This is a genomic window from Streptococcus humanilactis (genome assembly GCF_019448275.1).
Taxonomy (GTDB): Bacteria; Bacillota; Bacilli; order Lactobacillales; family Streptococcaceae; genus Streptococcus; species Streptococcus humanilactis.
Map to the genome: position 1 here is coordinate 1 of NZ_JAHXBZ010000010.1, position 11476 is coordinate 11476.

An 11476-nucleotide genomic window follows, 5' to 3' on the forward strand; every position below is an offset into this window, starting at 1 on the left:
TCTACATCAGCATCAACAAGTGCCGTAGCTTCTACATCAGCAAGCACTAGCGCAGTAGCATCTACCTCAGCATCAACAAGTGCGGTAGCCTCTACATCAGCAAGCACAAGCGCAGTAGCCTCTACATCAGCAAGCACAAGTGCGGTAGCCTCTACATCAGCAAGCACAAGCGCTGTAGCATCTACCTCAGCAAGCACTAGCGCGGTAGCATCTACATCAGCAAGCACAAGCGCTGTAGCATCTACATCAGCAAGCACAAGTGCGGTAGCTTCTACATCAGCATCAACAAGTGCCGTAGCGTCTACATCAGCATCAACAAGTGCGGTAGCCTCTACATCAGCATCAACAAGTGCGGTAGCCTCTACATCAGCGTCAACAAGCGCTGTAGCATCTACATCAGCAAGTACTAGCGCTGTAGCCTCTACATCAGCGTCAACAAGTGCGGTAGCGTCTACCTCAGCCAGCACAAGCGCAGTAGCCTCTACCTCAGCCTCAACAAGTGCCGTAGCGTCTACCTCAGCATCAACAAGTGCGGTAGCGTCTACCTCAGCAAGCACAAGTGCGGTAGCGTCTACGTCAGCAAGCACAAGCGCAGTAGCGTCTACCTCAGCAAGCACAAGCGCAGTAGCGTCTACCTCAGCCAGCACAAGCGCAGTAGCCTCTACCTCAGCATCAACAAGTGCCGTAGCGTCTACCTCAGCGTCAACAAGTGCGGTAGCGTCTACGTCAGCCAGCACAAGCGCCGTAGCCTCTACCTCAGCGTCAACAAGCGCCGTAGCGTCTACCTCAGCGTCAACAAGTGCTGTAGCTTCTACATCAGCATCAACAAGTGCGGTAGCCTCTACCTCAGCATCAACAAGTGCGGTAGCTTCTACCTCAGCGTCAACAAGTGCGGTAGCGTCTACCTCAGCAAGCACAAGCGCTGTAGCATCTACCTCAGCAAGCACAAGCGCAGTAGCGTCTACATCAGCAAGTACTAGCGCCGTAGCGTCTACATCAGCATCAACAAGTGCGGTAGCGTCTACCTCAGCAAGCACAAGCGCTGTAGCATCTACGTCAGCATCAACAAGTGCGGTAGCCTCTACCTCAGCAAGCACTAGCGCCGTAGCCTCTACCTCAGCAAGCACAAGCGCTGTAGCATCTACCTCAGCGTCAACAAGTGCCGTAGCGTCTACCTCAGCAAGCACAAGTGCGGTAGCCTCTACATCAGCGTCAACAAGTGCCGTAGCGTCTACGTCAGCATCAACAAGTGCCGTAGCGTCTACGTCAGCGTCAACAAGTGCGGTAGCGTCTACCTCTGCATCAACTAGCGCGGTAGCATCTACGTCAGCGTCAACAAGTGCTGTAGCGTCTACGTCAGCAAGCACAAGCGCCGTAGCCTCTACCTCAGCGTCAACAAGCGCCGTAGCGTCTACCTCAGCGTCAACAAGTGCTGTAGCTTCTACATCAGCATCAACAAGTGCGGTAGCCTCTACATCAGCATCAACAAGTGCGGTAGCTTCTACCTCAGCGTCAACAAGTGCGGTAGCCTCTACCTCAGCAAGCACAAGTATGTCAGTTCCGGATAGTACTGATAAACCGAACTTTAGTTTGAGTGACAGTACTTCGCAATCAACGAGTCTAAGCATGTCAGTCTCAACGTTAGTGTCTATGTCGACTTCGATAAGTACGTCGCTTTCAGGTGTAGCTTCTGAGAGTGCTTCAACGTCAATCTCGCTTGTAGGATCAAATGTTGATCATTCGACTTCACATGTCGGAAATGGTACCGGATCGACAGCTAAGTCAAGACAGCAATTGCCAAATACAGGTACAGAAGCTTCCAAATCATCTGTACTCCTAGGTGTTTTGACTGCTGTAACCGGTCTAGGTCTGATTGCGAAACGCCGCAAACGGGATGATGAAGAAGAAATGTAAACAATCTTTCTGTAGCAGACTTCTCTACGGATAGATGTTTGAAAAAGTGGCTGGAACAAAAGTTTGGCCCATAAAAAAAGTGAACAAAACTAGTTTTCTGGAAATCAGAATTCAGTTTAGTTCACTTTTTTATTTTATGGAAAATTGAAACTACAACAGTACACAAAGGCTACTAAAACATTTCTAGAAATTAATAATCCTTTCCTGATCGGTTTGTTCATATCTTTTTTTCATCCACAATAAATAAGAAATCCTAAAATCCCAATAATAAAAATCGAATATCTCATCCTTACTTTAAAGGTGACCTAAGGTTGCTATTTTTCAGCTATGTATGGTTCATCTACTCAATAAAAATATACAAACGTCTTAGCGATAATGATATGAAACAAAATTAATTTTCTGGATTATGTATTTTTGGAAAATTTTTTGTTTAAAATACAATATAGTTAATATTGTATTAAAATCAACCTCAAACAAAATGCTTATAAAATAAACTATTTTATAATAATGGTTAGGAAATCGCATCCAACGCCTTGTAACAAAAATTTAATATTTCGGAATTTTGAAACATAAAAACGCTTAAAAATTGGACTTTGTTTCTATGAAAACGTTTAAAATGGTTATTTTTCTAATATTTATAAAAAACGGTATATCCGCCTATAATATCCATATAAAATACTTTTTTTTTTTAGGTAAAAATGTTTTGAAAGTTATTGAATTAACTGCATTTGAAGTGTATAATATAGATTGGTATTTTATTGATAAATACACATAAATATAATTGGAAAGGAATCTAAAAAATGTTTTTTAGACGCCAAGAAGGTGAATATAGAGAGACGGATCGTGTGACCCGTTTCAAGTTGATTAAGTCGGGTAAGCATTGGTTGCGTGCCTCGACCTCTCAATTTGGTCTCTTTAAAGTCTTGCGTGGTGGTGTAGATGCTGCTCAGGTAACAACTGAAGTTATCGAAGAGCAATCAGCAAATACACTGACTGGATTGGATATCCTGAAAGGGATAGCCGCAGCAGGGACGGTGCTTGGAGGAGCAGTTGCAACACAAACAACTGTTTATGCCAACGACGCTCTTGAAAAGACAGTAGAGTCAAATCAAACACTTGCGAATACAGACACAGTAACTTTGGGAACAGTAAAAGATCAGGAGGGGGCTCAAGCCGACAGCCTATCAGTTTCTGTCAGCCAAAGCCAATCCTTGTCTGAGGAAGCTTCCAAGAATGCAAGTAAGCATCTTTCAGAAAGTGAAAGCCAATCAGTAAGTACTTCAACAAGTGCTTCTGTATCGGCAAGTACATCTGCTTCTGAAAGTGCAAGTACAAGTGCATCTGAGTCAGCCTCAACAAGTGCATCTAAGTCAGCCTCGACAAGTTCGTCTCAATCACAAACTGGAGTGACTTCTGAACTTGCAAAACCAGCAACATCAGAAACAGCTTCAAACAAAGAGACATCTGTTCGTAAGGAAGATGCAGCTAACGCAACAGCTGATGCGGCTCTTTCAAAAGTTATCACTGATAGCCTCGCATCTCTACAAGCAGTTGAAAATCGTTTGAGTCAAATCACATCAACGACTTCAAGTTTGGTGGATACAACGACAACAGCTGCCGTAGCGACTACAGTATCTGCTGAGAGCAACAAGAAAGCCCAAGAAGACCGCAAACGTCTATCTAAAATCTCAGCGACTATGGGTGAATACCTCGCTAAGTCTATCGGTCTGCCAAATACAGAAGCAGCGGTTGCTAAGGTCAATGCTGCTGTAACAGCTATCGAAGAAGCACTGAAAACTCCAAATGCTGACTTGACAGATGTTATCAAGCAAGCCACATCTGCGCAAAACTCAATCGTCAATGCTGTGCTTCGTGCTAATAACGGTAAACGTGATTTCCTTAATGGTAAAGCGATGAAACCAGGGACACAGTTCCGTGTTCGTAATACACAAACTGGTTCAGGTGCCATCGGTGAACAGACTGAAAATCTAGCAAATGGTGAAAGTATCAAGTATCTAACATCTGGTGAAAATACGGATGTTAAAAGACGTGTTGAAACTTCTGTTGATCTGAAGGCAGAACCTGTATACGCGGAGAACGGTAAGATTACAAAGATTATCTGGACGCTCATGTCTAACCCTCGTCAGACCATGAACCAGACCAATGTTCGTCACTGGATCCAAATCCCTAGTCAGGTCAATATGCCGACAACGATTGCTGATGCTTCTTATATAAGTACTGCAACCGGTCATCGTCAGACGGATATGACGGGACTTCCGATTTCGAAAAATCCATCAGATAATATGATGCCGGCTGAATATAATGGTTTGAGACGTGCTACAAATGGAACATTATCAAAGGCACAATATAACGCTGTGGACAAAGGTTTTGTATCATTGAACAGCCAAGATGAGCAGTATAACCTCTTGAAAGCTCAGTCTTATCATAATACAGGGAACTCTGACAAATGGCGTAAAGCGACTTGGGAAAATAACATCAAGCCAGCTATTCTTTGGACCAACGAAGCACGCGTCCTTTGGAATAACGTTAACGTTGGTGACCAAGGACGTGTTGCGGTAACCCGTTTTGAAACAACAGTTCCAGATAACGTAACCAATGGTGACCTCAAGAACATGAAGGTTATGTATGGTGAAGGAACTCACAATACAACTTGGGCAGGGATTGGTATCCATACCAACCCATTGAAGTTAGATAATGTTAAGGCCTATCCTTTTGTAGCTCGTGATAGCGGAACTTATATCGTAGATCAAGTTGAAGCCCCATATGATACGTCTGCGTTTAATAAGGCTGGATTGAAATGGTGGTATTCAAACGGAGATACAAAACAAGCCTATACAGACCCTAACCAATACTTGGTTCATCCAGGAACTCAAGACTATAGTGGTACTAAAGGACCTGCTGGCACAACGATTGAATATCGTATAAAAGGTACCAATACCAAAGTAGAGTCTAATCAGGTCGGTCGTACACCAGGGGTGTTTGAATACAATATTCATAGACAATTCCCAGATAGTAAGGGTGCAGATACACCAGTTAAGTTTGTTGTGAAACCAAAAACTCCAGAAATTACAACAACTCTACAAGATAACGTTTCATCTCAAACAATCACTGTAGCAAATGCAGCTCCAAACAAAAAAGTTGATCTTTATAAAAATGGTACATTACTAACGAGTACTACTGCCGATGCGCAAGGTGTTGCTACCTTCAACAATGTCCAAATGGCAAACCAAGATAGCTTTAATGCTAAGGTAAAGATTGAGGGCCAACCTTCTTATCAAGATAAGGACGGAATCACGAAGACTTATGTTGAGTCTGCTTTCAGTAACACTGTAAGATCTCGTTTCACAGATACAGAAAAACCACAAATTACGGAAATCGTAGCCAATAAAGGGGCAACGGTTGATATGGCAAATCGTAAAGTGATTGTCTACCGTGAAGAAGAGTTTAATGTTGATGTGAAGATGACAGATAACAGTGGACGCTTGGATAAGGTTAAGGTGTTTGAAAATGGTAAAAATACAGCACCAACTAACAAGTTTGAAACTGCGGACATTGTTGACACATCTAAAAAGACAGAGATTCGCTTTACTACTGATCAAAACAAACTTGGTCAAAATGGAAATGCAACAGCAAAAAATCCAACTAAAGTAAACATTAGTGGTCATGTTGGTAAAGATTATACACGAGTTCCAGATGGTTGGGATCGTTATATTTCTGGTTTTGACCAAGTTGGTTTGACAAATAACAACGGTCAAAACGACAATACTAACAATGCCAAACTACGTATTGAGTTCCGTGCTCAAACAGATAAGTACACACCAACAACTACAACACAAAACGTAGATATCCAAGAAAATGGACGTGTTCGTTTTGATAATCCTGAAACTTATATCACTAACAGATCAAATCTTCCAACTACAGGTACAACTGCAGGAACGAAGACAACTTATGCTTGGGTTGGAGATGAGCCAACTAACTGGACAGCAGGTCGACAAACGCGTGACATCTTGGTAACTTACCCAGATGGTTCGACAGATACAGTTACAGTAAACTTTGACGTTCGTGACCGCATTGCACCAAACGTAACGGTTCAAGGAAAAACACTTCCTACAACTCGTCCTACTGATTCGGATGCACCGCTCTTTACAGTCTACCGTGGCGCTACCTTTAACCCAATCGTTAAGGCTTGGGATAACTCAGGTAAGTTGACTAAATTGCAGATTAAAAACCTACCAGGTGGTGTGGCGTCAGGAAGTTTTACAGAGCAGACAGGTAGAACAGAAAGTAATAAGTATTCTGGACGTCTGATTGATGGAAGAGTAAATGATGACCAAAAGCTTGGCACTCACATAGCTGAAGTTATCGTATCAGATGGAACAACTGAAACAACTCGTTACATGAAGTACCGTGTGGTTGATGTTGTTCGTAAAAATACTGCTACTAATGGGGAAGTGTTTAAAAACGTCGGAGATGCTTTAGGGGATGCTCACCAATATATTGCAACATCAGGAATTGCAGCTGGTACAGAACAAGGTGACGCTTACTTCCCAGGAGGTATGACCTTCAAGTGGAAGGATGCCAATCGTTATGATGTAAGTAATGACAAACAATTACAAGCTCCAGGTAAATGGACCCACAATGCGATTGCAGAATTCCCGGCAGAGACTAAGGATACAAGCAGTGAAACACGTACAGTCTTTGCAGCTGATAAAGAAATTCAAGTTGCCTTGGTTGCTAAACCAACAAAACCAGCCATTACCGTGGATGATTTTGGTAACGCAACAGTAACTCCAAAAGCATCAGAAAGCACTGTCAATCAGATGACCATTGCCTATACACAAAAAGGTACAAATGCTTCGAAAACATTGACAGCTACAAAAGCAAATAATGGTCGCTGGAGCTTGAATGAAACGCCTGCAGGTGTTTCGATCGATGCTGCTACTGGTCAGGTAAGATTTACAGATGCAGCTGTTGCTACAAATACACCTATTACTTCGACGACTCGTACCTCAGATGGTTATTCAAGTGATACGTCAACTGCTCGTAAGGTGGCAGGAGATACGGTTCCTCCAGTAATCACTGCAAATGATGCGACAGCAACATCAGGAGAACACGTGGATATTCCATTGTCAGTTGTCGATGAGGGTGTTGGTCTTGCTGATACAGATGGTGTTGTGATTACAGGTCTCCCTGCAGGATTGCACTATGAAAATGGTAAAATCACAGGAACACCTGCATCTAAAGGTAACTCTACAGTGAATATCGTTGCCAAAGATAAACGTGGCAATATTTCAACTAAGACAATTACCATCGCTGTTCAAAGTCAGGCTGACAAGTACAATGTAACAGCTAAAAATAATGGTATCTTCTATGCTATTAAAGATGAAGCTGTTGCGAACTTAACACCGAGAGACTTCGTCGATGGGACTATTCCAGAAACAGCCAAAGTAACATGGAAAACAGCACCAACGACTGGCGAAGTTGGTTCAGGAAAAGCAGCTGCTCTTACCATCACTTACCCAGATGGTTCAACAAAAGACTTGAAATACAATTACCAAGTCTATCCAAAACTGGAAACTAAGACGAATAACAATCAAACAGGTAACTTCTACTCCTTCAAAACGTTTAATAAGATTGGTGGAGATACATTTGTTTATACAAATATGACCAACCGCCAAGGTTTTGATGGGCTAGCTGTTAAGTGGAAATATGACTACCGTCTCAATAACGAAGGTGAGAACATAACAACACCTGTAGGTAATCCGACCTTTAGTAGTGTCTGGAATGTAGACAACATGGCTCATAAGACGGATTACAAGCTGACAGCGATTTATCCAAACGGACGTTTTGGTGCGGTAACTGCAGACAATCCAGCTCTTGAAAGTTCAACAACATGGCACTACTCAGTTTATGATTATGGTGCTAAGCAAGTGTTTGAAACATCTCAAGGTGATCTTGCTGGTCTTGGTAGCATGGTAACAAGTCCAAAAGATGCTGTAGTTCCTAAAGATGGACGAACAGAGGCACCAGATGCGACGAAATATACATGGCACCAAGGTGAACAACCAAATGATTCAACTGTTGCGAATCCAGGATTCTCTATCCATAGAGTTAATATGGAGCTTCCACCTGATTCAAGTACGGTAATTCATAAATTATCTGATAAAGCAAACTTTGAAATTCCTGTAGTTGTTAAAGTTAATCCAAAAACACCAGTTATTGTAGAAAATACAATTTCTGAAAAAGGTGGTTTGCCAAATCAATCTATTCAGATTGACAACGTTGTTCCAGGTGCAACAGTTAGCCTTACAATTGCTGGTAAAACAATCACTAAGACAGCTGGATCTAATGCTACAAGTGTAACCTTTGATGCTACTGACTTACAACCAGTCTATGCAGCTAATAATGGTCTTCTTCCTGTAGGAGATATCACTGTTAATCAGGCAGTTACACGTCGTGATCCTAGTGATAATACAGATAAGGTCTTGACCTCTGCAACAGCAACTGGAACGATTACTCGTGAAACGGTAGCTCCAGTAGCTCAAGATACAGTTGTAGAAGTCTGGGATGAAAAGACGAAAACATGGAAGGCTGTACCGAAGTCTACAGATGCAAGTGGTCTCGTGACACATACCTTCTATGCAGGTGATAAACTCCGCTTTACAACCAAGTTCACAGATAACAGTGATAAGATTGCGAATACTGTCGTAAGACAAGGTTCAAACACAGCATCAGCAACAGATAACGTCCTACATAGTACTTGGGGAACTGCTGCGCCAAATAATATCACAACAGTTACACCAGCTACTGCAACGTCACCAGCAACAGTCACTCAAACTGGTACAGTGAATGCAAATCTTCAGTATAACGATGGTCAACACGTTACTCGTGCCATTGTCGCGGAAGATACAGTAGGAAACCGTTCTGAGGGTAGTCGTTTCCGTCTGAAACAAGGTAAGTTGTCAGAGAAACATCCAGGTGTAGATCCAACAACTAAGTTTGAAGTTGCAGATGTAAACAACTTAACAGCAGAAGAAAAGGCGAAAGTACTTGAAGCGATCAAAGCATCAAATCCACAAACGGACAAGCAAATTGATTCTTACACTCAAAATGAGGATGGATCAGTCACAATCAACTACTTGGATGGAACAAGTAACCTCGTTCGTCCAAACGTTAAGTATGCTGTAGAAAAAGTTTCGGATAGATTCTATGCGGTAAAAGATGAAAATGTAAACGATTTGGATCTTCTTACTTTTGTTCGTGGAATTGGTGGAAAAGATTTACCAGAAGGTACAAAAGTTACTTGGGAAACAGCTCCTACCTTTAATGAGATTGGAAATCGTACAGCTTACTTGAAGGTTGAGCATCCAGACGGTACAGTTACTCCTCGCATCGAATACAACTATACAGTTCTCAAAAAGCTTGAAACATTTACACGAGATGGTAAAACTGGTAAATTCTACGCCTTTAAAGCCGATAGAGGTAATGATAGAGTTACAGGTGGTAACTGGGCTAATAACATTGGTGGATTTACTAACCTATATGTAAATAATAATCTTAATAACTCGACTGACCCAGGTAGCTACTCATTGTCAAGCTTAACCTTTAAATACAAGCTAAATAATGATGAAAATGCTATTCAAACTGAGAAGGTTAATACTACCTTCAGTGATGTATGGCACACAACTAAGGTAAGTAATGCGGATAACCAACCTCTAGCCCACAATACGACCTATACCGCAGTTGCGAACTATTCTAGAGGACGTTTCGGTAATGCATCAAATGGTGATCCTGCCTTAACAAGTACTGTAAACTTTGACTACTCAGTAGTGGATCCAGTAGCTAAGAAAGTTTATGAAACAACGGTTGGGGATAAGGGCCCACTAGCAGATATTATTAACACTCCAGGTAATGCCATTAAGAATACAGATATCGTTCTTACTACGAATCCTGTTGATGGCACTGCTACAGCTGTTTCAAGTACGGAGGCTAACTCTGCTACAGCTGCTTCTGGTACGACGACTACTCAGACTGTTCCAATGCCAGATGGTGTCGATTTTGCATGGGACGGGACAACAGCCCTAGATGCGGATAACATCGTTGCTGCTCCGGGTTACTATACACGAAATGTCAGAGTCACTCTACCGAAAAGTACTACAGAAACTGACAGGGACAGAAATACTCGAACAGTTCCAGTAACCATCAAAGTCAACCTAAAAACACCAAAAATCGCAGATGATCAAGTAACAAATACAGGTGGTCTTCCAAACCGTAGTATTACAGTGACAGATGTGGCACCAGGTGCGACAGTAACCTTGACAATCGGTGATAAGACTTTCCCTCCGAAGGTGGTACCAGCTGGTGCTACAAGTGTCACATTTGGAGCGGATGAATTAGCAGATGCTAACGGTTTGCTTCCAAAGGGAACTGTAACGGCTACACAAACTAAAGTTGTTACAAATCCTGAAGGAAATCCAGAGACCCTTAGCACATCAACGACTAAAGAAATTACTAAGGAAACTGAAGCGCCTAATGTTACTGTTAAGGTTGAAGTGTATGACAAGGCGAAAGATAAATGGGTAGAAGCTCCTAAGACGACAGATGGCAAGAGTAAAATCTATGCTGGAGATAAATTCCGTGTGACTGTAACAACTACTGATAACAGTGGTAAGGTTAAAAATATTGAGGCATGGAATAATTCTGTTAATGAAGATCCGAAGTATGCAACGACAAATCTCATTGAAAGTCCATTTGCAACGGGTGGTCGTGCGAAACAAACGACTAATACAGTTACGAATGCTTCAGTCGCTCAACCAGATACACGTCAATTGACAGAAGAAGGAACCTATAATCCTACTCAACCATATAGTGCAGGTAATAAGTGGACACGATTTGCAAGAGTTCGTGACTTGTCGGATAATACTAATTTTGTCGAATATGGACTCCAACAAGCTCCTCTAAACGAGAAGTATGAACCAAAGGTACCAGCAAGTATTAAGGTAACAAACAAAACGAATCCAACAGCGGAAGATAGAGAAAAAATTCGCGCAGAGATTGAAAAACTAAATGCTGGTAAACAAATTAAATCAATCTCTGTTAATGAACGTGGAGTAGTAACCGTTACCTACGATGATAATACTGTTGATACAGTTACGCCAACATTAGATGATTCAGATTACAAGTCTCAAAAAGCATCTGAGTCAGCATCGACTAGCGCCGTAGCGTCTACATCAGCAAGCACAAGCGCCGTAGCGTCTACATCAGCAAGCACAAGCGCCGTAGCGTCTACCTCAGCATCAACAAGTGCCGTAGCGTCTACGTCAGCGTCAACAAGTGCTGTAGCGTCTACGTCAGCGTCAACAAGTGCTGTAGCGTCTACATCAGCATCAACAAGTGCAGTAGCGTCTACATCAGCATCAACAAGTGCGGTAGCCTCTACATCAGCATCAACAAGTGCCGTAGCGTCTACATCAGCCTCAACAAGTGCCGTAGCGTCTACATCAGCAAGTACTAGCGCAGTAGCCTCTACATCAGCATCAAC

General features: G+C 42.3%; 3 protein-coding genes. 2 read left to right on the plus strand and 1 reads right to left on the minus strand.

What is annotated here, in order from left to right; genetic code table 11:
* A partial coding sequence (locus KV696_RS10245; RefSeq protein ID WP_284440262.1) for a hypothetical protein occupies window positions 1-1628 on the minus strand: 1628 nt, incomplete at its 3' end.
* Here KV696_RS10245 and KV696_RS10250 point away from each other — a divergent pair.
* A complete protein-coding gene (locus KV696_RS10250; RefSeq protein WP_284440263.1) occupies window positions 1627-1914 on the plus strand; it encodes an LPXTG cell wall anchor domain-containing protein in 288 nt (95 codons plus the stop codon). The two genes, KV696_RS10245 and KV696_RS10250, sit on opposite strands and share 2 nt — an antisense overlap.
* 800 nt (window positions 1915-2714) lie before the next feature.
* Window positions 2715-11476, plus strand: an 8762-nt coding sequence (locus KV696_RS09505; RefSeq protein ID WP_219967523.1) for an accessory Sec-dependent serine-rich glycoprotein adhesin, incomplete at its 3' end; no start/stop codon positions are given.